General features: G+C 48.8%; 17 protein-coding genes and 5 tRNA genes. All 22 read right to left on the bottom strand.

What is annotated here, in order from left to right; genetic code table 11:
• Positions 1-6: 6 nt before the first annotated feature.
• The gene (gene tuf, locus HXZ99_RS05095; RefSeq protein WP_194756187.1) at positions 7-1,191 is read right to left on the bottom strand and encodes an elongation factor Tu; all 1,185 of its coding nucleotides are present in this window, start codon (positions 1,189-1,191) and stop codon (positions 7-9) included.
• A gap of 59 nt (positions 1,192-1,250) precedes the next feature.
• Complete coding sequence (gene fusA / locus HXZ99_RS05090; protein WP_194756197.1) at positions 1,251-3,389, bottom strand: elongation factor G; 2,139 nt, start codon at positions 3,387-3,389, stop codon at positions 1,251-1,253.
• Positions 3,390-3,425: 36 nt separating this feature from the next.
• Positions 3,426-3,896: a 30S ribosomal protein S7 gene (gene rpsG, locus HXZ99_RS05085; RefSeq protein ID WP_126777727.1), complete on the bottom strand. Its 471-nt coding sequence runs from the start codon at positions 3,894-3,896 to the stop codon at positions 3,426-3,428.
• 78 nt (positions 3,897-3,974) lie between these two features.
• Positions 3,975-4,349, bottom strand: a complete 375-nt coding sequence (gene rpsL / locus HXZ99_RS05080; protein WP_126777728.1) for a 30S ribosomal protein S12 — start codon at positions 4,347-4,349, stop codon at positions 3,975-3,977.
• A gap of 670 nt (positions 4,350-5,019) precedes the next feature.
• Complete coding sequence (rpoC, locus tag HXZ99_RS05075; protein ID WP_194756196.1) at positions 5,020-9,243, bottom strand: DNA-directed RNA polymerase subunit beta'; 4,224 nt, start codon at positions 9,241-9,243, stop codon at positions 5,020-5,022.
• A 90-nt stretch (positions 9,244-9,333) separates the two neighbouring features.
• Positions 9,334-13,362: a DNA-directed RNA polymerase subunit beta gene (gene rpoB, locus HXZ99_RS05070; protein ID WP_194756195.1), complete on the bottom strand. Its 4,029-nt coding sequence runs from the start codon at positions 13,360-13,362 to the stop codon at positions 9,334-9,336.
• 211 nt (positions 13,363-13,573) lie between these two features.
• Positions 13,574-13,948 (bottom strand): 50S ribosomal protein L7/L12, encoded by a 375-nt coding sequence (gene rplL, locus HXZ99_RS05065; RefSeq protein ID WP_194756194.1) that lies wholly within the window; start codon positions 13,946-13,948, stop codon positions 13,574-13,576.
• A 50-nt stretch (positions 13,949-13,998) separates the two neighbouring features.
• Positions 13,999-14,517 carry a 50S ribosomal protein L10 gene (gene rplJ, locus HXZ99_RS05060; RefSeq protein ID WP_194756193.1) on the bottom strand — a complete coding sequence of 173 codons (519 nt, stop codon included), beginning with the start codon at positions 14,515-14,517 and terminating at the stop codon, positions 13,999-14,001.
• A gap of 252 nt (positions 14,518-14,769) precedes the next feature.
• Positions 14,770-15,471 (bottom strand): 50S ribosomal protein L1, encoded by a 702-nt coding sequence (gene rplA / locus HXZ99_RS05055; protein WP_194756192.1) that lies wholly within the window; start codon positions 15,469-15,471, stop codon positions 14,770-14,772.
• Between the two features lie 6 nt (positions 15,472-15,477).
• A complete protein-coding gene (rplK, locus tag HXZ99_RS05050; RefSeq protein WP_194756191.1) occupies positions 15,478-15,906 on the bottom strand; it encodes a 50S ribosomal protein L11 in 429 nt (142 codons plus the stop codon).
• Between the two features lie 116 nt (positions 15,907-16,022).
• Positions 16,023-16,568 carry a transcription termination/antitermination protein NusG gene (gene nusG, locus HXZ99_RS05045; RefSeq protein WP_194756190.1) on the bottom strand — a complete coding sequence of 182 codons (546 nt, stop codon included), beginning with the start codon at positions 16,566-16,568 and terminating at the stop codon, positions 16,023-16,025.
• An 11-nt stretch (positions 16,569-16,579) separates the two neighbouring features.
• Positions 16,580-16,957: a preprotein translocase subunit SecE gene (gene secE / locus HXZ99_RS05040; RefSeq protein ID WP_194756189.1), complete on the bottom strand. Its 378-nt coding sequence runs from the start codon at positions 16,955-16,957 to the stop codon at positions 16,580-16,582.
• A 33-nt stretch (positions 16,958-16,990) separates the two neighbouring features.
• A tRNA-Trp gene (locus HXZ99_RS05035) sits at positions 16,991-17,067 on the bottom strand.
• A 182-nt stretch (positions 17,068-17,249) separates the two neighbouring features.
• The gene (locus HXZ99_RS05030; protein WP_194756188.1) at positions 17,250-18,011 is read right to left on the bottom strand and encodes a glycerophosphodiester phosphodiesterase; all 762 of its coding nucleotides are present in this window, start codon (positions 18,009-18,011) and stop codon (positions 17,250-17,252) included.
• A gap of 127 nt (positions 18,012-18,138) precedes the next feature.
• A complete protein-coding gene (locus tag HXZ99_RS05025) occupies positions 18,139-19,122 on the bottom strand; it encodes a DUF4382 domain-containing protein (RefSeq protein WP_228517692.1) in 984 nt (327 codons plus the stop codon).
• 256 nt (positions 19,123-19,378) lie between these two features.
• Positions 19,379-20,563: an elongation factor Tu gene (gene tuf / locus HXZ99_RS05020; RefSeq protein ID WP_194756187.1), complete on the bottom strand. Its 1,185-nt coding sequence runs from the start codon at positions 20,561-20,563 to the stop codon at positions 19,379-19,381.
• A gap of 104 nt (positions 20,564-20,667) precedes the next feature.
• Positions 20,668-20,743: transfer RNA gene (locus tag HXZ99_RS05015), tRNA-Thr, on the bottom strand.
• Between the two features lie 14 nt (positions 20,744-20,757).
• Positions 20,758-20,832 (bottom strand) — tRNA-Gly (locus HXZ99_RS05010).
• 41 nt (positions 20,833-20,873) lie between these two features.
• Positions 20,874-20,958: transfer RNA gene (locus tag HXZ99_RS05005), tRNA-Tyr, on the bottom strand.
• Between the two features lie 19 nt (positions 20,959-20,977).
• Positions 20,978-21,053, bottom strand: a tRNA-Thr gene (locus HXZ99_RS05000).
• Positions 21,054-21,781: 728 nt separating this feature from the next.
• A complete protein-coding gene (locus HXZ99_RS04995; RefSeq protein WP_194756186.1) occupies positions 21,782-23,080 on the bottom strand; it encodes an adenylosuccinate synthase in 1,299 nt (432 codons plus the stop codon).
• Between the two features lie 80 nt (positions 23,081-23,160).
• On the bottom strand, positions 23,161-24,315 hold the full coding sequence (locus HXZ99_RS04990; protein ID WP_194756185.1) for an aminotransferase class V-fold PLP-dependent enzyme: 1,155 nt from the start codon (positions 24,313-24,315) through the stop codon (positions 23,161-23,163).
• Positions 24,316-24,332: the final 17 nt, after the last annotated feature.

Raw genomic sequence — 24,332 nt, 5'->3', positions numbered from 1 at the left:
TATCAATTACGCAATGATTTTTGATACAACGCCAGCACCTACGGTACGGCCACCTTCACGGATTGCGAAGCGCAAACCATCGTCCATTGCGATTGGAGCAATCAGCTCTACAACGAACTTCAGGTTATCACCAGGCATTACCATTTCTACGCCTTCTGGCAATTCTACTGAACCAGTTACGTCCGTAGTACGGAAGTAGAACTGTGGACGGTAGCCTTTGAAGAATGGCGTATGACGTCCACCTTCTTCTTTGCTCAGTACGTATACTTCAGCTTCAAACTTGGTATGCGGAGTGATTGAACCTGGCTTGGCCAATACTTGACCACGCTGGATATCTTCACGCTTAGTACCACGTAACAAAGCACCGATGTTCTCACCTGCACGACCTTCGTCGAGCAACTTACGGAACATCTCTACACCCGTTACTGTGGTTTTCACGGTGTCTTTCAAACCAACGATAGCAACTTCGTCACCTGTGTTCACGATTCCGCGCTCTACACGACCTGTTACTACAGTTCCGCGACCTGAGATTGAGAATACGTCTTCGATTGGCATCAAGAACGGCTTATCGATGTCACGCTCTGGCTCTGGAATGTAAGAATCTAAAGCTTCTGCTAGCTCAAGAATCTTCTTCTCCCATGCTTCGTCGCCTTCCAACGCTTTCAGCGCTGAACCTTGGATTACTGGCAAGTCGTCACCTGGGAAGTCGTACTCAGAAAGAAGTTCACGAACTTCCATCTCAACTAACTCAAGTAACTCTTCGTCGTCGACCATGTCACATTTGTTCATGAATACAACGATGAAAGGTACACCTACCTGACGTGATAACAGGATGTGCTCACGCGTCTGTGGCATTGGGCCATCAGTAGCAGCAACTACCAGAATCGCGCCGTCCATCTGCGCCGCACCCGTGATCATGTTTTTCACATAGTCAGCGTGTCCAGGGCAATCTACGTGCGCATAGTGACGTGCAGGCGTATCATATTCTACGTGTGACGTAGAAATGGTGATACCACGCGCTTTCTCTTCTGGCGCATTATCGATTTGTGCGAAGTCACGAGCGGCACCACCGTAGTGCTTGGCAAGGACAGTAGTGATCGCAGCAGTTAAAGTAGTTTTACCATGGTCAACGTGACCGATAGTACCTACGTTTACGTGCGGCTTATTACGTTCAAACTTAGCTTTAGCCATTGCTATTTCCTTACTTAAAGTTAGAAGCCCGGCCCTTATGAACCGGGACTAGAACTCAATTAATCTTTGGTGTTACGAGCAGCGATTACCGCTTCTGCAACGTTATTCGGAGCTTCTTGGTACTTCAAGAATTCCATTGCGTACGATGCGCGACCCTGAGTTTGCGAACGCAGGTCAGTTGCATAGCCGAACATTTCAGCTAGTGGCACCTGGGCGCGAACTTGCTTCAGACCACCTGGAGCATCATCCATACCTTCGATCATACCGCGACGACGGTTCAAGTCACCCACTACGTCACCCATGAAATCTTCAGGAGTAACGACTTCTACTTGCATAATTGGCTCAAGTAGAGCTGGTTTCGCTTGTAGTGCACCTTTCTTGAAGCCCATGCTACCTGCGATTTTAAACGCCATCTCGTTTGAGTCAACATCGTGGAAAGAACCATCATACAGAGTGACCTTAACGCCCAATACTGGGAAGCCTGCAAGAACACCGTTTTGCATCTGCTCTTGACAGCCTTTGTCGACTGCTGGGATGTATTCTTTCGGTACCACACCACCGACGATCGCATTCACGAACTCGTAAGTTGGTTTTTCTTCTTCGTCTTTCTTCGCTGGGGTTGTATCAAGCGACAAAGGCTCCATACGTAACCAAACGTGACCATACTGACCACGACCACCTGATTGACGAACAAACTTACCTTCAACTTCCACTTTCTGACGGATAGTTTCACGGTAAGCAACCTGTGGTTTACCTACGTTACACTCAACTTTAAACTCACGCTTCATCCGGTCTACGATGATATCTAGGTGAAGCTCACCCATACCAGAAATGATCGTTTGACCTGATTCTTCGTCAGTTTTCACGCGGAACGATGGATCTTCTGCAGCTAGTTTACCTAGCGCGATACCCATCTTCTCTTGGTCGGCCTTTGTTTTCGGCTCAACGGCAACAGAGATTACCGGCTCTGGGAATTCCATCCGCTCAAGAACAACGATGCGATCGTGTGAACACAGAGTGTCACCCGTGGTTACATCTTTAAGGCCGATAGCCGCTGCGATGTCACCTGCACGTACTTCTTTAAGCTCTTGGCGATCGTTAGCGTGCATCTGCACGATACGACCGAAACGCTCTTTCTTCTGTTTTACAGCGTTGTATACAGAATCACCAGCGTTAACAACACCTGAGTATACACGGAAGAACGTTAATGTACCTACGAACGGGTCGGTAGCAATTTTGAACGCCAGCGCCGCGAAAGGTTCTTCGTCAGTTGAACCACACGTGGTTTCGTCGCCGTTTTCTAAAATGCCGCGAATATCTTTTACTTCAGTTGGTGAAGGTAAGTATTCGATAACACCGTCAAGTACCGCCTGAACGCCTTTGTTTTTAAAGGCTGAACCACAATGAACCAATACGATTTCGTTGTTCAGTGTGCGCTGACGTAAGCCTGCTTTAATTTCAGCTTCAGTCAGTTCGCCACCTTCCAAGTACTTGTTCATCAACTCGTCGTTTGCTTCAGCAGCTGCTTCCACCAACTCGTTGTGTAGTTCTTCGGCTTCGTCTAATAGATCTTCAGGAATCGGATCGTAAGTGAACGTCATACCCTGGTCTGCTTCGTTCCAGTTAATGGCCTTCATCTTCACGAGGTCAACAACCCCTTTGAAATCTTCTTCTGCACCGATAGGCAACTGAACAGGCACAGCATTGGCCGCCAAACGGGTTTTCATCTGCTTCACAACGTTCATGAAGTCAGCGCCCATGCGGTCCATTTTGTTTACGAATACCATGCGTGGTACTTCGTATTTATTTGCTTGACGCCATACAGTTTCGGTTTGCGGCTGTACGCCTGAAGAGGCACACAGTACAACAACCGCGCCATCAAGAACCCGCAGTGAACGCTCTACTTCAACAGTGAAGTCTACGTGTCCTGGAGTATCGATGATGTTAATACGGTGCTGTGGAAACTGCTGGTCCATACCGGCCCAGAAGCTTGTTACCGCAGCTGAGGTGATAGTAATACCACGCTCCTGCTCCTGCTCCATCCAGTCCGTAGTTGCAGCGCCGTCATGTACTTCACCTAGCTTATGCGATAAGCCAGTGTAAAAAAGTACACGTTCGGTAGTCGTAGTTTTACCTGCGTCTACGTGAGCAACGATACCGATATTACGGTAGCGCTCGATTGAAGTTTGTCTTGCCACAATTGCTTCCTCTTAATTAGAGTTTTGAGCGTGAAATTACCAGCGATAGTGAGCGAATGCTTTGTTCGCTTCAGCCATGCGGTGTACGTCCTCACGCTTCTTCACTGCAGAACCTTTGTTCTGAGAAGCATCCAGCATTTCACCAGCTAGACGTTGAGCCATAGACTTCTCACCACGGCCGCGTGCAGCGTCCACCATCCAGCGCATTGCTAGGGTGTTACGACGAACAGGACGAACTTCAACTGGTACTTGATAAGTTGAACCACCTACACGGCGAGATTTAACCTCAACCGCAGGACGGATGTTATCAAGGGCACCTTCGAACACTTCGAGGTGATCTTTTCCAGCTTTTTGCGCAACGATGTCTAAAGCACCGTATACGATATTTTCAGCGACTGATTTTTTACCATCAACCATGACAACGTTGATGAATTTTGCCAACAACTCTGATCCGAACTTAGGGTCCGGCAGGATTTTACGTTGGCCGACGACGCGTCTTCTAGGCATTAGAATTCTCCGATATCTTCAGGGATAACCCAAAACTTACAAATTTAATTAGTTTGGCCTTACTCGAACGGAGAACCGTTAAGATTTAGGCCGCTTCACGCCGTATTTAGAACGGCCTTGCTTACGATCTTTTACGCCTGCACAGTCAAGTGCACCGCGTACGGTGTGGTAACGCACACCTGGCAAGTCTTTTACACGACCGCCACGAATCAAAATAACACTGTGCTCTTGCAAGTTATGGCCTTCACCACCGATATATGAAGTTACTTCATAACCATTGGTTAAACGCACACGACATACTTTACGCAATGCTGAGTTAGGTTTTTTAGGGGTAGTTGTATATACGCGAGTACATACACCACGCTTCTGTGGGCAAGCTTGCAGAGCCGGAACGTTGCTTTTCTCAACCGGCTTCTTGCGTCCTTTGCGCACTAATTGGTTCACTGTTGCCATGGTTTCTCCAAATTATTCATTTACAACAAGCCAAAGCGCCCGCGTGACTCTCATCACCCAAGCACCTTGCCGATTTTTATGGTATCAGTCGCTATATTGGCACCATAAAAACGGTTGAATCCCCGGAAATGGGGAGGCCGAATTTTATAGGTCATTCCTTGCACTGTCAAGCAAACAAGGTGAGGTGTCTCTGTGATGGTTGATGAAGTGCCTGTGGGGTTTAGCGAGGATAGATCGCGCGACACACGACGGTGCCGCACTATGAGGAAATTATTGCACTGATATATCGCTGCGTGGGAATCTTATTTCGTTCACGCGCACGTCTATTAAATTTCTATCCGCATTGTAATGTGAGTAGATGGTGGCGACGATGATCTCGGCACTCGTTATATAGCGTTGTTCTGAAGAAGTGACGGACTCACCGATGTCTTGTGCAGTAATCTGCGCCTGTTCAGCAATTGAGAATTCCCCAAGATACACCGCGTCCATAAGCAGATTAAGCCGGTTAACGTTTTCATGTCCTTTTGTCCTTTATCCTTTTGAAACCATTTCATCACTCACACTGCCTACTTTAACATAACAATCAATAACCAATCTTTCCTTTCTAGTGACTCTGCCAAACAACAAAAAAGGCCCCGAAGGGCCTTTTCATTTTTCGATACACTATCGATTACTCGCCGTCTGAGACGTCGTCTTTATCAGAGCCTTCGTTCAACGCTTCACTGAGCTGTTGCTCAGCTTCCGCTGCTGTCACCGTAGTTGCCATAGCCGCGCGACGGCGACGCTGACGTTCTTGGTGATACGCAAAGCCAGTACCTGCTGGGATTAAGCGACCCACGATTACGTTCTCTTTCAAGCCGCGTAATGGATCTTCTTTACCCTGTACTGCTGCTTCGGTAAGTACCCGCGTTGTTTCTTGGAACGAGGCCGCTGAAATAAACGACTCGGTCGACAAGGACGCTTTGGTAATACCCAACAACTGACGTTCAAAACGTACTGGCATTTTGCCGGCAGCTTCCAACGAACGGTTAGTCTCAACCACTTTCGAGAACTCTGCTTGCTCACCTTCGAGCAATTCAGAATCACCACCGTTGCTAATAAGAACTTTACGCAACATCTGACGAACAATAACTTCGATGTGCTTATCGTTAATTTTAACACCTTGTAGGCGGTAAACTTCTTGAACTTCGTTCACGATATAGTTGGCAACAGCAGATACACCACGCAAACGCAGAATATCTTGAGGTGCTTCTGGACCATCGGCAATAACTTCACCTTTGGTGACCTGCTCACCTTCAAACACGTTCAGCTGACGCCACTTCGGAATCATCTCTTCATAATGATCGCCACCATCAGCTGGGGTAATCATCAGACGACGTTTTCCTTTGGTTTCTTTACCGAAAGACACAGTACCTGTGATTTCCGCAAGAATCGCTGGTTCTTTTGGCTTACGCGCTTCAAACAAGTCGGCAACACGTGGAAGACCACCGGTAATATCCCGAGTCTTCGAACCTTCTTGTGGAATACGCGCCAAGGTATCACCGATATTCACCGTTGCGCCGTCACTTAGGCTAACGATTGCACCACCAGGTAAGAAGTACTGAGCAGGCATATCTGTACCCGCGATCATGACATCTTTACCTTTGGTATCAACCAGTTTCACCATTGGACGCATGTCTTTACCAGCACTGGTACGTTGCCCTGTTTCCAGGATAACGGTGCTTGTTAAGCCAGTTAGCTCATCGGTTTGAGTGGTAATGGTCACGCCGTCGATCATATCAACGAACTTGATGTTACCAGCCACCTCGGTGATGATTGGATGCGTATGCGGATCCCAGTTTACGACCACTTCACCGGCCTTCACGTCATCGCCATCACGCTTCTTCAGCACAGCACCATAAGGTACTTTATACCGTTCGCGCTCTGCACCGTGCTGGTCAATCAAGGTCAATTCTGCTGAACGAGAAGTAATTACCAAATGGGTATCACTATTCTCAACAAACTTCGCGTTGTGAAGTTTAATACGACCCGGATTTTTCACCTGTACGTTGCTTTCAGCTGACGCACGCGATGCCGCACCACCGATGTGGAAGGTACGCATGGTTAACTGTGTACCCGGCTCACCGATAGACTGCGCGGCGATAACACCCACCGATTCACCATCGTTAACCATGTGGCCACGGGCCAAGTCACGTCCGTAACAGTGCGAACATACACCGTGGATACTTTCACAGGTAATTACTGAACGTACGGTAATTTGGTCAATCGAATGTTCTTCGATGATGTCACACATTTTCTCGTCGAGTAATGTGTTACGCGGCAACAATACTTCATCGGTGCCTGGCTTGAGTACGTCTTCACAAACGACACGTCCTAGCACGCGTTCGCGCAGTGGTTCTACAACGTCACCACCTTCGATCAACGGTTTCATCACCAAGCCAGCGTGGGTTCCGCAATCAGATTCAGTGATTACGAGATCTTGAGCCACGTCGACCAAACGACGGGTCAGGTAACCTGAGTTCGCCGTCTTCAATGCGGTATCCGCCAAACCTTTACGCGCACCGTGAGTTGAGATGAAGTACTGAAGTACGTTCAAACCTTCACGGAAGTTTGCAGTAATAGGTGTTTCGATGATCGAGCCATCCGGCTTCGCCATCAGACCACGCATACCCGCTAGCTGACGAATCTGGGCGGGGCTACCCCGTGCGCCAGAATCGGCCATCATATATACCGAGTTAAACGCTTGCTGCTCTTCTTCTTCGCCTTTCGCGTTGGTCACCGTCTCTTTTGAGAGGTTATCCATCATCGCCTTCGATACTTTTTCATTGGCCGTTGACCAAATATCGATAACTTTGTTGTATTTTTCACCTGCAGTTACGAGACCTTGCTCGAACTGATCTTGGATTTCCGCAACCTGCTTGTCAGCATCTTCAATGATTGCTGCTTTCGCTACTGGGATTTCCATGTCGTTGATACCTACCGACGTTCCTGAAACCATCGCGAAATGGAAACCGGTGTACATCAGTTGGTCAGCGAAAATAACGGTGCGCTTCAAACCACAATCACGGTAAGCACGGTTCAACAAACGTGAAATCTGCTTCTTACCCATGTTTTGGTTGATGGCATCGTAAGGCAAGCCTTCTGGAAGAATTAGCGAGAAAATTGCGCGTCCCACGGTGGTATCGACAATTTTCACTTCTTCAGTGCGCTCACCTTCTTCGGTAAATAACACTTCTTTGATGCGTACTTTTACCCGAGCATGCAACTCTGCCGCACCAGTGCGATAGGCTTTCTCTGCTTCTTTCGGGTTCTTGAACGACATACCTTCGCCACGACCATTCACACGCTCACGGGTCATGTAATACACACCCAAGACAACGTCTTGTGAAGGAACGATAATAGGCTCACCTGAAGCAGGCGATAGGACGTTGTTCGTTGACATCATCAAGGCGCGTGCTTCCATCTGCGCTTCTAGCGTCAGCGGCACTTGAACAGCCATTTGGTCACCGTCGAAGTCAGCGTTATACGCCGCACACACCAATGGGTGCAACTGAATTGCTTTACCTTCGATGAGCACCGGTTCGAACGCTTGGATACCCAAACGGTGAAGGGTCGGTGCACGGTTAAGGAGCACTGGATGTTCGCGGATCACTTCATCCAAGATATCCCATACTTCTGCGGTTTCCCGCTCAACCATTTTCTTCGCTGCTTTGATGGTCGTAGCTAAGCCACGGCCTTCAAGCTTGCCATAGATAAACGGCTTGAATAATTCAAGCGCCATTTTCTTCGGCAAACCGCACTGATGCAGACGTAGTTTCGGACCTACGGTAATTACTGAACGGCCTGAGTAATCAACACGCTTACCCAACAAGTTCTGACGGAAACGACCCTGCTTACCTTTGATCATATCGGCCAAAGATTTCAGAGGACGCTTGTTTGAACCTGTGATAGCACGACCACGGCGACCATTATCAAGTAACGCATCTACGGCTTCTTGTAACATCCGTTTCTCGTTGCGCACGATAATATCCGGGGCCGCGAGGTCGAGAAGACGCTTCAAGCGGTTGTTCCGGTTAATCACGCGGCGATACAAGTCGTTCAAGTCTGAAGTGGCAAAGCGACCGCCATCCAGTGGGACCAACGGACGTAAATCTGGTGGCAACACAGGCAGCACTTGCAGAATCATCCACTCAGGCTTGTTGCCCGACTGGTGGAAAGATTCAAGCAACTTCAAACGTTTAGTGATTTTCTTACGCTTTGTTTCAGAGTTCGTTTCTGGCAACTCTTCACGCAACAATTTAATCTGGCCTTCCAGATCAACGTTACGCAACAGGTGCAATACAGCTTCGGCACCCATTTTTGCTTCAAACTCATCACCAAACTCTTCCAGTGAATCGAGGTACTCTTCTTCGCCAAGCAACGAACCCACTTCCAGTGAGGTCATGCCCGCGTCGATGACCACGTACGATTCAAAATAAAGAATACGTTCGATGTCACGTAGCGTCATGTCTAGCATCAAGCCAATACGTGACGGTAGTGATTTAAGGAACCAGATGTGGGCAACTGGGCTTGCCAGTTCGATGTGACCCATACGCTCACGACGCACTTTAGTGAGGGTTACTTCAACGCCACACTTTTCACAAATTACGCCACGATGTTTGAGGCGCTTGTACTTACCGCACAAACACTCATAGTCTTTTACTGGACCAAAAATCCGAGCACAGAACAAGCCGTCCCGCTCCGGTTTAAAAGTCCGGTAGTTGATGGTTTCCGGCTTTTTTACTTCCCCAAATGACCAGCTACGAATCTGATCAGGCGAGGCCAAAGAAATTCGAATACGATCGAACTCTTCGCTATCTTTCATTGGCTTCAGAAACTTCAATAAATCTTTCACGTTTCATCTCCTGTCGGAGTTAACCTAGCCGGAGGGGGATACCTCCGGCGGCGCTTACTCTATACCTGTCGCATATGCGATACGGGCTGCTTACTCGTCTTCAAGCTCGATATTAATACCGAGTGAACGGATTTCTTTCAGCAACACGTTAAACGATTCAGGCATGCCCGGATCCATCTGGTGATTGCCATCGACGATGTTCTTATACATCTTCGTACGGCCATTTACGTCATCAGATTTCACTGTAAGCATTTCCTGCAGCGTATACGCGGCACCGTAAGCTTCAAGGGCCCATACTTCCATCTCACCGAAGCGCTGACCACCAAATTGAGCTTTACCACCAAGCGGTTGCTGCGTTACTAAGCTGTACGACCCTGTAGAACGGGCGTGCATCTTATCGTCAACCAAGTGGTTCAGTTTCAGCATATACATGTAACCTACGGTCACAGGACGCTCAAATGAATCACCAGTACGACCATCAAACAATGCTACCTGACCTGAGGTAGGTAATCCGGCCACTTCGAGTAGTTCTTTGATTTCGGTTTCCACCGCACCATCGAACACAGGCGACGCAACAGGTAAGCCTTTCTTCAGGTTTTCCGCCAAGCGCATCACTTCATCATCACTGAATGAAGCGATATCAACGTCCTGACGGCCTTTACCGATATCGTAAACTTTTTGCAGGAAGTCACGCACTTCGGCAACTTTACGTTGCTCAGCAAGCATGGCTTCAATGCGACGGCCAATGCCGCGCGCTGCCGCGCCAAGGTGGGTTTCAAGAATCTGACCCACGTTCATCCGCGATGGAACCCCAAGCGGGTTCAATACGATATCTACAGGCTCACCGTTTTCATCGTATGGCATATCTTCAACCGGAACGATGGTTGAGATAACACCTTTGTTACCATGACGGCCAGCCATCTTGTCACCCGGTTGGATGCGACGCTTCACTGCCAAGTACACTTTTACGATTTTCAACACGCCTGGTTGCAGGTCATCACCTTGGGTGATTTTGCGACGTTTCTCATCAAAACGTTTGTCGTAGTCATTACGGATTTCTTCATGCTGCTGAGCAAGATGCTCAAGATCTTGTTGCGCTGCTTCATCTTTCAAGCTTTGCGTCAGCCAGTTAGAACGATCCATAGAGGCTAGCTTAGACTCATCGAAACCATTGTTTAATAGCAAGCTACGCACACGTGCATACAAGCCTTCTTCAAGGATTTTAAATTCGTCCGTTAAATCTTTCTTCACCTGAGCGAGCTGCATCGATTCGATATCAAGAGCACGCTTATCTTTCTCTACGCCATCACGGGTAAATACTTGAACGTCAATAACAGTTCCACTCACGCCATTTGGCACGCGCAGCGAGCTGTCTTTTACGTCAGATGCTTTCTCACCAAAGATCGCACGCAGAAGTTTCTCTTCTGGCGTAAGCTGAGTTTCACCCTTCGGCGTTACTTTACCTACCAGAATATCGCCACCGTTTACTTCGGCACCGATATACACAACGCCAGATTCATCAAGCTTGCTCAGCGCTGATTCACCCACGTTTGGAATATCAGAGGTAATTTCTTCTGGCCCAAGCTTGGTGTCACGCGCCACACAGTTCAGTTCTTGAATGTGAATCGTGGTTAGGCGATCTTCTTGAACAACACGCTCAGAAACAAGGATTGAATCCTCGAAGTTGTAACCGTTCCACGGCATGAACGCGACGCGCATGTTCTGGCCGAGCGCCAACTCACCAAGGTCAGTTGATGGACCATCTGCGAGCACATCGCCACGCATCACCGGTTCACCATCTTTCACACAAGGCTTCTGATTAATACATGTGTTCTGGTTAGAACGTGTGTATTTGGTAAGGTTATAAATATCGATGCCCGCTTCACCCGGGATCATCTCTTCTTCATTTACCTTCACAACGATACGTGCTGCGTCAACATAGTCGACAACACCACCACGTTTGGCAACCACGGTTACACCCGAGTCGACCGCAACAGTGCGTTCAATACCGGTACCTACGAGCGGCTTATCTGCACGCAGTGTTGGTACGGCTTGACGTTGCATGTTTGAACCCATCAGTGCACGGTTCGCATCATCGTGCTCAAGGAATGGAATCAAGCTCGCGGCAATCGACACGATTTGTTGTGGTGCCACGTCCATATATTCAACCTGCTCTTTCGAGGTTAGGGTGAATTCGCCGTTATGGCGGCATGGAACTAAGTCTTCTTCAATGTTGCCTTTGGTGTCGAGCAAAATGTTCGCCTGAGCGATCACATATTTGCCTTCTTCAATGGCCGATAAATATTCAACATCGTCAGTAACCACACCATTCTCAACCTTCCGATATGGCGTTTCTAAGAAGCCATATTCGTTGGTACGAGAGAAGGTTGCCAATGAGTTGATCAAACCGATGTTCGGACCTTCTGGCGTCTCGATCGGACACAAACGACCATAGTGGGTCGGATGTACGTCACGTACTTCGAAGCCAGCGCGCTCACGCGTTAAGCCGCCTGGACCTAATGCAGAAATACGACGCTTATGCGTCACTTCTGACAACGGGTTGTTTTGATCCATAAACTGAGACAGTTGGCTTGAGCCAAAGAACTCTTTTACTGCCGCAGAAATAGGTTTCGCATTGATCAAATCTTGCGGCATGATCGCATCTAGGTCGCCTAAACTTAGACGTTCCTTCACTGCGCGTTCAACTCGCACTAGACCAACACGGAATTGGTTTTCTGCCATTTCGCCCACAGAACGAATACGGCGGTTACCCAAGTGATCGATATCATCAACAACATCTTGACCATTACGGATCTCGATGAGTTTACGCATCACTTCAACAATGTCTTCGCGGCTTAGAATGCCAGGGCCGGTCAGCTCATCACGACCTAAGCGACGGTTGAATTTCATCCGTCCCACGGTAGATAAGTCGTAGCGATCTTCAGAGAAGAATAAATTCTCGAAAAGAGTTTCCGCTGCTTCTTTCGTTGGCGGCTCGCCCGGACGCATCATGCGATAAATCTCAACCAGCGCTTCCAAACGATTGCTGCTTGGATCAATACGCAGGGTTTCGCTTAAGTAAGGGCCGTGGTCAAGATCGTTCACGAACAAGGTTTCAAATTTCTTGAAGCCCGCTTCACGCAGTTTCGCCAAAAGATCGAGGGTGATCACGTCATTTGCTTTGGCAACCACTTCACCGGTTTTCTTAGCGACGTAATCTTTTGTCAGTACTTTGCCAACCAGATAGTCGACCGTTACTTCCATTTCTTTTATTTCAAGATCAGACAATTGTTTAATATGGCGCGCAGTTACACGACGGCCTTTTTCAACAATCACTTCGCCGTCTGGGCCCTTGATCTCAAACAATGCTGTTTCGCCACGCAAACGCTCGGCGATAAGCTTCATAAATACTTTATCGCGACGAATCTCGAATTGGTTCTTTTCAAAGAACATATCAAGAATTTGCTCGTCGGTGTATTCAAGCGCCCGCAAAATGATGGTCGCTGGTAACTTCCGGCGACGGTCGATACGTACGAACACGTTGTCTTTCGGATCGAACTCGAAATCCAACCATGAACCACGATATGGAATCACGCGTGCGTTGTATAAAACTTTACCTGATGAATGTGTTTTACCACGATCGTGATCGTAGAACACACCAGGTGAACGATGCAGCTGAGAGACGATAACTCGCTCGGTACCGTTAATAACAAAGGTACCATTTTCAGTCATGAGCGGAATCTCGCCCATGTAAACTTCCTGCTCTTTAATTTGCTTAATAGTTCCCGCTGGAGCGTCTTTGTCATACATGACAAGACGTAGGGTAACGCGCAAAGGAGCAGAATAAGTGACACCGCGAATTTGACATTCATTGACATCAAATACAGGTTCACCTAAACGGTAACTGACATACTGCAATTCAGCATTACCAGAGTAGCTCGCTATTGGAAAAACGGAGCGGAACGCCGCTTCAAGTCCATATTCGCCTTCTGGATCGGCGTCAATAAACTTCTTAAATGAGTCGAGCTGAATTGAGAGCAGGTAAGGGACTTCAAGCACCTGTGGGCGCTTTCCAAAGTCCTTACGAATACGTTTTTTTTCAGAGTAGGAGTACGCCATGGGGTTCCTCAGCTAGCTGATTTCTGACCCGAGCTACCGGTCTGGATGGTAGCTGCCAACAGATTTCGTCACAATCCGTTCGCCTGTATTTTCGATGTCGATATGTCCACAATACAGGAAACTAAGACATATCCTTTTTAGCGCAAAAAGCCTGGTGACTATATAGTCACCAGGCCAAAGCCGTTAAAGGCCTCGTTGCGAATCAAGTGTCTTACTTGATCTCAACTTCTGCACCAGCTTCTTCAAGATCTTTCTTCAGTGCTTCAGCGTCGTCTTTAGAGATGCCTTCTTTCACAGCAACTGGAGCTGATTCAACCATTGCTTTCGCTTCTTTCAGGCCAAGACCTGTTGCCGCGCGAACAGCTTTGATTGCGCCAACTTTGTTTGCGCCAGCAGCTTTCAAGATTACGTCAAATTCAGTTTTCTCTTCTGCAGCTTCAGCAGCGGCAGCAGGACCAGCAGCCACTGCAACAGCAGCAGACGCGTCAACACCGAATTTTTCTTCAGCAGCTTCGATCAACTCTACCAATTCCATAACTGGCATTTCAGCGATCGCGTTTAAAATATCTTCTTTAGTCAGAGCCATTTCTCTAAACTCCCGGGTTTAATTAAATAAAAGTAAATTGAATATATCGCTTACTTGGCGTCTTTGATTGCCGACAAAACGCGTACAAATTTCGTAGGTACTTCGTTGATAGTACGAACGAACTTCGATACTGGCGCCTTGAAGGTGGCAAGCAATTTGGCCAACGCTTCGTCGCGTGTCGGAAGTGATGCAACGGCTTCGAGTTTCTCTGGGCCGAGCAATCCAGAACCGAGAGACAAGGCTGTCACTTTCAGGTGCTTTGATTCTTTCTGGGCATCTTTGAGCAGGCGCGCAGCGGCTCCTGGTGCATCAATAGAAAACCCGTAAACCAACGGACCTTTCAGTGCAGACTCAATGTCTTCAAACTTCGTACCTTCCAGAGCGCGTTTCGCGAGAGTGTTCCGAATAACTTTCAGATACACGCCTTGCTCACGAGCCTGACGACGGAGTTTAGTCAGCTCTGCAACTTCCATTCCACGATACTCAGCAACAGCGACGGATAGAGCCTGTTGAGCAACATCGTTAATTTCCTTAACGATTGCTTTTTTTGCTACTAAACCTAGTGCCACTAGTATCACCTCTTTTTGGAGTGTCCGGCATATGCCTTCAACTCAAACGTTACAATGTGGTGAGTTACTGCTTTCGCATCCCTCACCGCTTTGTCACGGTGAATCTCTACCCAGAGAGTCTGAGCTGGATATCACCATCTGCGCAGGCTTTCGTTGATTAAGCTCTTGCCTCTCGGCATTAACGCCTGCGGTCTTGGATGGGAGCCACATCAAAAATGAGAGGCGACTCCAACCCTAAAACTTTTACAGATTTTAGCTACGAACGTCCAAGCTACCTTGGTCTACTCGTACGCCAGCGCCCATCGTTGTAGACAGGCTGACGCGTCCAATGTACGCGCCTTTTGAAGTTGCTGGTTTGGCTTTTTTCAGCGCAATCAACAATGCTTCTAAGTTTTCTTTCAGCTTCACGTCATCAAAATCGACGCGGCCGATAGTGCAGTGAATGATACCGTTCTTGTCGTTACGATAGCGAACCTGACCTGCTTTTGCATTTTTAACTGCAGTAGCAACGTCCGGAGTTACCGTGCCGGTTTTTGGATTCGGCATCAAGCCACGTGGACCTAAGATTTGACCCAACATACCCACAACGCGCATTGCGTCTGGAGATGCGATCACAACATCAAAGTCCATCTGACCTTTTTTCACTTGCTCAGCAAGATCTTCCATACCTACCAAGTCTGCGCCCGCTGCTTTTGCTTTCTCTGCGTTCGCACCTGAGGTAAATACTGCAACGCGCACGTCACGACCTGTACCGTTAGGCAGTACAGTTGCACCGCGAACGTTTTGGTCAGATTTACGAGCGTCGATGCCCAAGTTCACTGCAACGTCAACGCTTTCAGTGAACTTTGCAGTTGCTAGCTTCTTCAGCAAAGCAATTGCTTCATTAATTTCGTAGTCACGCGAATTATCAACTGCTTCGCGAATTGCGCGCATGCGCTTAGTTAAACGTGCCATGGTGCCTTACCCCTCTACCTTCAGACCCATCGAGCGTGCAGAACCAGCGATAGTGCGAACAGCAGCATCGAGGTCGGCAGCAGTCAGGTCAGGTTCTTTAGTCTTCGCAATCTCTTCCAACTGAGCACGGGTAACAGTACCTACTTTGTCAGTGTTAGGACGGCCTGAACCACTCTTAACGCCAGCAGCTTTCTTCAATAAGAATGACGCTGGAGGAGTTTTCGTGATGAAGGTAAAAGAACGATCTTCAAAAACTGTAATTTCAACAGGAACCGGAGCGCCTTTTTCAAGCTGATCCGTAGACGCGTTGAACGCTTTACAGAATTCCATGATATTCACGCCGTGTTGACCTAACGCAGGACCAACCGGAGGTGAAGGGTTTGCCGCACCAGCTGCTACTTGCAGCTTGATAATGGCAGTAACTTTCTTAGCCATGTCTAAACCTCTGTTTTATTGGGTTAAACGCCTCGTATGCCAAGAGGAGACATACTCAAACGGCTTCCCAAAAGTGAAAAAACGGAGGCGGATTGTATAGGAATCCGCCTGCGTGATCAAGCCTTTTCGACTTGTCCGAAATCTAAATCAACTGGCGTTGAACGCCCGAAAATCGAGACCGAAACTTTTACGCGACTTTTATCGTAGTCAACTTCTTCCACGGTGCCGTTAAAGTCTGCAAACGGACCATCGGTAACCCGCACAACTTCACCTGGCTCAAACAAGGTTTTCGGACGTGGACGATCCGCATTTTCGGTTAAGCGATTAAGGATAAGGTCGGCTTCTTTTTGAGAAATCGGTGCAGGACGCTCATTGGTACCACCGATGAAGCCCAACACGCGCGGTGTGCTCTTCACAAGGTGCCACGTTTCTTCGTCCATCGCCATTTCTACCAGAACATAGCCTGGAAAGAACTTGCGCTCGCTCTTGCGGCGCTGGGTACCTTTCATTTCCACAACTTCTTCGGTTGGCACAAGAATCTGACCGAACCGGTCTTCCATACCGTGTGTTTTAATGTATTCCGCTAAGGTTTTTGCTACCCGGCCTTCGTAACCCGAGAACGCCTGAACAACGTACCAGCGCTTCTTCTTTGGTTCAGTCATAGGAGCTCTCCTTAAATGGTGATACCGGTCGCCATGCCAACGACGCGAACGAGGATGCCGTCAAGCCCCCACAGGATCAGCGCCACAATAACTGTCACGACTAATACGATAAGTGTGGTTTGTGTGGCTTCTTTGCGCGATGGCCAAACCACTTTACGCACTTCTGTCCGGCTCTCTTTGGCAAAGCCAAGGAAGGTTCGGCCCTTGGTGGTTTGCGCAGCGACAAAAGCCGCAATGGCTACTGCAATTACGACACCCGCTGCACGCAATACAACAGACATATCACCATAGATATTGTTTCCAACTACCGCACCCGCTAACAACAGGCCTACGATAATCCATTTTACGATATCCAGTGAATTTCCCTGGTTTTCTGTTTTCTCACTCATTATTGCCGGACCCGCATTGATTCAGCTAAAAACTGGCAGGGGTGGAGGGATTCGAACCCCCAACCGTCGGTTTTGGAGACCGCTGTTCTACCAATTGGAACTACACCCCTGAAGTAACTTTTCTTCATTCTGAAGGCGGACCAACCTTGTGCAAAACGAAAGCAAGCAAAGGGAGGTTTTTAAGAGGCATTCAGAATGGACGCGTCATTATACCCATGAAGCGCTCAAAAGCAAGTAAAGCCTACCCCAAAAAACTGTTGCTGTTGCGTGGATAAATCTACACGCAGATTCCTCATACAAGACTCGCCTCGGACGCGATTAGATGCGCATAGTTTGTCAGTAATTGATCAACACCGGCACGCAGCGCCTGTTGATGTTGCTCGTGGGTTTCTGGGAGATAGCCAATGACACGCGCATCGTGTTGATGAAAGCGCCTGACAATTGACGGCGTCAACACTTTCACCCCCGCAACCTTCGGAGGTACCGCATAAAACTGACCTTGCTCAATCGCACCTACGGTAGGCACGCCAAGTAAGGCGGCCACGCCTGCACGGTAGCACGCCCCTTGGCGCGCCAAACAGGATGCATCGGGAAGTGCGCTGGTTAATTGCTGTTGATGGGAAGCGTCCCACAGCAGATAGCGCGCTTGCGTGCGTAGAAAACGATCAACAGCGGGATCCTGACGAAGTTCATTGAGCGCGCTTAACGTCTGCTCTGCCCGCTCAGGTTTAATATCGAGAATCCATTTGTATTGATGAAAATCGTCGAGCAGTTCATCAAAAAACATCAAGCGCTCACCAAACGCTAATCGAATCCGCGATAGTTCAGTACGCGTTAGTGATTCAATACGAAGTGAGTCACCGCTTACACGGCTTAAATCGGGGTCATGGCATAACGCAATATGCCCGTCTTTCGTGATCCGAAGGTCTGTTTCTAGATGCTCGATGCCCCACTCAAGCGCAGCAGCGAACGCCTCGCGCGTATTCTCGGTGCGCAACTGCTGCTGACCATCGATTCCAAGGCAAAAACCGCGATGGCTAATCCACTCTGGCATAGCCACTCCTTTTTGGAGAAAGTGGACTAAGTATAAACCAACCCACTGGGATGTTCAGGCTTATCAAAAACACAAAAAAAAACGGCCAGCAATGCTGGCCGTGTCAAGGTCACTACTTCCAGGGGGATTAACCGTTATCACCAACGATGATATCGAGGGTTACACCTGCTTCAATTTCAATGTTCTCGCTATGGAAGAAATCAAGCTCGGTCTCTTCTTCCGGATCATCTTGTGTGTCACAAGTGACCGCGACCGTGTAATTACCACTCTCGATATAGCCAATGGTAAATTCATAGTTGGCTGCACCGTCATAGAACACCGCAGCACTTGCATACGGCCCGTTGTCGTCGTCACTATTGTCACCCATGCTTTCAAAGGCAACATCATGACCGCTGTATAGGTATACTGCCGCTACAGGGGTTTCGATATCTTCCGGTGCGACTGCGCACTCATTATCCATAAGCAGCGTTTCTGCAACCTGACCTTCAATGTGACCAACTTCGGCATTGTCTACTAAGCGCAAGCCGCGTGGTTTCAATAGGTAATGAGGCAGACCCGGCGGTGCAACAACTGCCCGACGCAAATCAAATTCAAGGGTGTAGTTAAAGGTTTGGTTTGCGCTAAGGGTCACGCCATCTAAACGCAACTGGTTCGACGGTACCCGTAAATCGTGAATCGTGCCGTCAGTCAATTCGATCTCACTACCGTCTGCAATATCCAGACGCAATTGACCGTAAGATCCAGCAGCAACTTCCGCACCGACCACGAGATCCTCTGCTGCTGCACCTTGCAGCGTCAGCAAATCAACCCCTTTGGTATTCGGAATTGGATTACCCGAATCGTCCAGACACAAATCGTTTGCGTCTACTGCGCCGTTATCGCCGCCTACGTCAAAGCGCTGTGGTTCCATATCGTTGCCCACAAGTTGCACGCTTGAGAAACACACTAACACCCGTGCAGCCTCATCAACTGGCGCATCACTGACGCCCAAAGAGAACATCGCCGTACCTTGCTCATCGTCATCAGACGACGACAAACATGCTGTTAGTGCCGTAACGCTTAGCGTCGCCATAACAGCCGCTTGCATAAATCGATTCAATTTAAAATTCATCACTCATCACTCCCTTTCGTTGACATCATAAGGATAACGGCTCACAGCAATTATTTATTCCAGAACAATGTAAAGATTATAAAAATAATTATTTTACTGTTATTTATCAGTTATTTAGATGGCAAATTAAATTGAGTTATAGGCATGTTAACGATAACTAAACCGCATTAAGGTTTGACGCAACAAATAGACAAGAAAAAAGGGAGCCAAAAGGCTCCCTTTTCTAAACGTCAGTGACGTATAAGGTGGGTATCAATTACGCAATGATTTTTGATACAACGCCAGCACCTACGGTACGGCCACCTTCACGGATTGCGAAGCGCAAACCATCGTCCATTGCGATTGGAGCAATCAGCTCTACAACGAACTTCAGGTTATCACCAGGCATTACCATTTCTACGCCTTCTGGCAACTCTACTGAACCAGTTACGTCCGTAGTACGGAAGTAGAACTGTGGACGGTAGCCTTTGAAGAATGGCGTATGACGTCCACCTTCTTCTTTGCTCAGTACGTATACTTCAGCTTCAAACTTGGTATGCGGAGTGATTGAACCTGGCTTGGCCAATACTTGACCACGCTGGATATCTTCACGCTTAGTACCACGTAACAAAGCACCGATGTTCTCACCTGCACGACCTTCGTCGAGCAACTTACGGAACATCTCTACACCCGTTACTGTGGTTTTCACGGTGTCTTTCAAACCAACGATAGCAACTTCGTCACCTGTGTTCACGATTCCGCGCTCTACACGACCTGTTACTACAGTTCCGCGACCTGAGATTGAGAATACGTCTTCGATTGGCATCAAGAACGGCTTATCGATGTCACGCTCTGGCTCTGGAATGTAAGAATCTAAAGCTTCTGCTAGCTCAAGAATCTTCTTCTCCCATGCTTCGTCGCCTTCCAACGCTTTCAGCGCTGAACCTTGGATTACTGGCAAGTCGTCACCTGGGAAGTCGTACTCAGAAAGAAGTTCACGAACTTCCATCTCAACTAACTCAAGTAACTCTTCGTCGTCGACCATGTCACATTTGTTCATGAATACAACGATGAAAGGTACACCTACCTGACGTGATAACAGGATGTGCTCACGCGTCTGTGGCATTGGGCCATCAGTAGCAGCAACTACCAGAATCGCGCCGTCCATCTGCGCCGCACCCGTGATCATGTTTTTCACATAGTCAGCGTGTCCAGGGCAATCTACGTGCGCATAGTGACGTGCAGGCGTATCATATTCTACGTGTGACGTAGAAATGGTGATACCACGCGCTTTCTCTTCTGGCGCATTATCGATTTGTGCGAAGTCACGAGCGGCACCACCGTAGTGCTTGGCAAGGACAGTAGTGATCGCAGCAGTTAAAGTAGTTTTACCGTGGTCAACGTGACCGATAGTACCTACGTTTACGTGCGGCTTATTACGTTCAAACTTAGCTTTAGCCATGACAGCCTCTCTCTCGAAACGCGCGGTCGACAATGCCAACCAGTGCTTCATTGATTGTTTAAATTAAAATTGTTCAGGACTGAGGTGTTCGAGAGGATTATCACTGGTGCTGATAGGCGGATTTGAACCGCCGACCTCACCCTTACCAAGGGTGCGCTCTACCAACTGAGCTATATCAGCACTGTGTGAATAAGTGGAGCGGGTGGCGGGAATCGAACCCGCGTCATCAGCTTGGAAGGCTGAGGTAATAGCCATTATACGACACCCGCAATCAGATTCTCGGCTACCTCGGACCTAACTTAGAAAAAAATGGTGGAGGGGGCAGGATTCGAACCTGCGAAGGCTGAGCCGTCAGATTTACAGTCTGATCCCTTTGGCCGCTCGGGAACCCCTCCACGAATTTTTTCTAAAAAATGGTGCCGGCAGAGAGAGTCGAACTCCCGACCTACTGATTACAAGTCAGTTGCTCTACCAGCTGAGCTATGCCGGCGCCACCGTTTAGGTGGAGCGCATTCTAGGAGATCGACGGGGGTCTTGCAACCACCTAGATGCATTTTTTTTGTTTTTTTTGCCTGACTGCTTAATTTTTAATTCTATTGCACGTTAATTGTACACTCATATCCCGATGGATAACCACCGTAGCCAACGCATTGCGTTGGTTCGCAGCCTTGATCACCCCCCAACAACCCAACGCAGTGCGTTGGCTACAGGGACGTACTTGCAGCGTCCCGCAAGGTGATGAACATCCTCCGCGGGCCTGAACAACCCAACGCAGTGCGTTGGCTACAGAGGGGCACGGGGGATGTTTAGCAGCTGGCGGGTGTGCGCGGCATGGATGCCGCGCCCAAGCTTACAGGGACGTACTTGCAGCGTCCCGCAAGGTGATGAACATCCTCCGCGGGCCCCAACAACCAACGCAGTGCGTTGGCTACAGGAGCACGGGGGATGTTTAGCAGCTGGCGGGTGTGCGCGGCATGGATGCCGTGCCCAAGCTTACAGGGACGTACTTGCAGCGTCCCGCAAGGTGATGAACATCCTCCAGGCCTGAACAACCAACGCAGTGCGTTGGCTACAGGGGCACGGGGGATGTTTAGCAGCTGGCGGGTGTGCGCGGCATGGATGCCGCGCCCAAGCTTACAGGGACGTACTTGCAGCGTCCCGCAAGGTGATGAACATCCTCCGGGCCTGAACAACCAACGCAGTGCGTTGGCCACCGGTTTAGGCGCTAAATGGGTGACGCAGTACTATCGTCTCTGCCCTATCCGGTCCCGTTGAGATAATGTCTACCGGAACGCCTAACAAAGCTTCCAAACGCGCGATATAGGCTAACGCCGCCTGTGGTAATTGCGCGTGGTCGGTTACGCCCACAGTATTCTCACTCCAACCTGACATGCTTTCGTAGACGGGCTTCACCAGCTCATAGTCTTCAGCAGCCATTGGCGGTAGATCAACCACGTCACCTGATGGTAATTCGTAGCCGATACAAATCTTCAATTCTTCTAAACCGTCGAGCACGTCTAATTTGGTAAGACACAGACCGCTTATGGAGTTGATCTGCACTGCGCGACGCATTGCTACCGCATCAAACCAACCGGTGCGCCGCTTGCGACCTGTGGTGGCCCCAAATTCATGGCCCTTCACGCCTAAATGTTCCCCTACCGAGCAATCTAACTCCGTTGGGAATGGGCCTGAACCAACCCGAGTTGTGTAGGCTTTTACAATGCCTAACACGTAATCAAGATAGCGCGGGCCAAATCCTGCGCCCGTAGCAACGCCACCCGCCGTTGTATTCGAAGAAGTCACGTACGGGTAGGTACCGTGGTCGATATCAAGCAGCGTGCCTTGGGCGCCTTCAAACATGATGGCATCGCCGCGTACACGCGCTTTCTCAAGCATGCCGGGAACATCTGCCACCAAAGGCTTGAGAATATCAGCAACCTCTAAGCAATACGCCAACACCGATTCCACCGAAACCGCTTCTTGTTTGAAGTATTCAGTTAATACGAAGTTGTGCAGTGCCATTGTCTCTTCCAGCTTCTCGCGCAAGCGCTGAGGATGGAAAAGATCGCCCAAACGAATCGCTCGGCGCGCTACTTTATCTTCATAGGCTGGCCCGATGCCGCGACCTGTAGTGCCAATTTTCTTCTCACCACGCGCCACTTCCCGCGCCTGATCAAGCGCAATATGGTATGGCAGGATAAGTGGGCAAGCCTCGCTCAGAAGCAACCGCTCGCGCACGGGAATTCCGCGCTCTTCAAGCATTTTCACTTCTTTTAGTAAGGCTTCGGGAGACAGTACAACCCCATTACCGATCACGCAGGTAACGTTGTCACGTAAGATACCCGAAGGAATCAAATGCAGAACTGTTTTCTCACCATCGATAACTAGGGTATGACCCGCATTGTGGCCCCCTTGATAACGAACCACATAGGTTGCTTTATCTGTTAACAGATCAACAATCTTACCTTTGCCTTCGTCACCCCACTGGGTGCCGAGAATAACGACATTTTTGCTCATGATAGTTTAATTTTGGAAGTAGACAGGCGGTGGATTAAGCGAGGATTCTACCAGAAACCTCGCCAATTTAAGAATGATTTTTATGCAAATCGGATCTGCTGATAATCTTCAGGATTATGATACAGGGCGAAACCGAAGCGTAGACGGTCATTTCTAAAGTCGGTAGCAATCCCGTTTTCGCGCAACTGAGCGGCGATATTAGCGACTGTTTTCGCATCGCTTAAGCGAAAAGTAAAGAAATGGCCGTGCCCTAAAGCTTCGCACTGTAATAGGTTGTTGCGATTCACTTCAGCATGATCGCAGCTGTCGATATGCTTCAGAAATGCTGCTTGCAAATCTCGAATATAGTGATCGCGTTGAGCCGTCGTCAGACCCTGCTGTTGCCACATTTCAAATACCGCTAACTGGCGATAGATGGCACTAAAATCCATGGTGGCACCCGCAAAGCGCATGCCATCACTGGCATATTGAATAGGGCCTTGTTGTGCCTTCGACAAGCCCGCAAAATCCGCAAACCAGCCGGTGAACTCAGGACGGAACTCACAGCCTTTAGGTACCGCCATAAAGCAAACGCCCTCGCCTGCTTGCGCATACTTGTAGCCACCCGCAAGATAGAAAATACGATCCGCAACTGCAGCCAAATTGCTCTCAATCGCCCCATATCCATGGTAGCCATCAATCATCACAAGGGTGTTCGCGGGAACTGCATCTATCCAGGTTTGAACCTGGGGCGCTTGCACACCACTGTTATAAAACACCTGACTGATAAAAATCATATCGAGATTCGCTTCAGAGGCGATCGCTTCTTGCCACCGAGTTTGCAATGTTTCAAAAGGCTCACAGGGGACCCGAATCACCTCGACATTGCCGCGCTCTTCGAGACGTCTGGTCTGACGGTTAAAACTGTGAAACTCGCCGTCAGTGGTAAGAATGCGTAAGGGTTTATTGGCCGGGAACGTAGTGAGTACACGATAGAGTAATTCATGGGTGTTTTGTGCAAACACAATTTGCTGGGGATCGGGCAGATGAAGTTCCTGAGCAATATACCCCTGAAGCGCCGGAACTTTCTCAGAAAAAATCAGGTTCCATTTTTCATCTGCATGTCTTGCTGAATCATCCCAATAGGCTAATTGTGCCGATCGCGTTACATCCGGCCAGTAGTAATGACTATGAGGAGCACAATGGAGAAGCTGAGGACGAGCATTCAAAAAATGAGAATAGAGGTGTTTGTACATGAGTGAAATCGCCGTGG

Source organism: Aliidiomarina indica (assembly GCF_015354615.1).
Taxonomy (GTDB): Bacteria; Pseudomonadota; Gammaproteobacteria; order Enterobacterales; family Alteromonadaceae; genus Aliidiomarina; species Aliidiomarina indica.
Note: the sequence above shows the minus strand (reverse complement) of the source record. Positions and strands in the feature narration are given on the sequence as shown.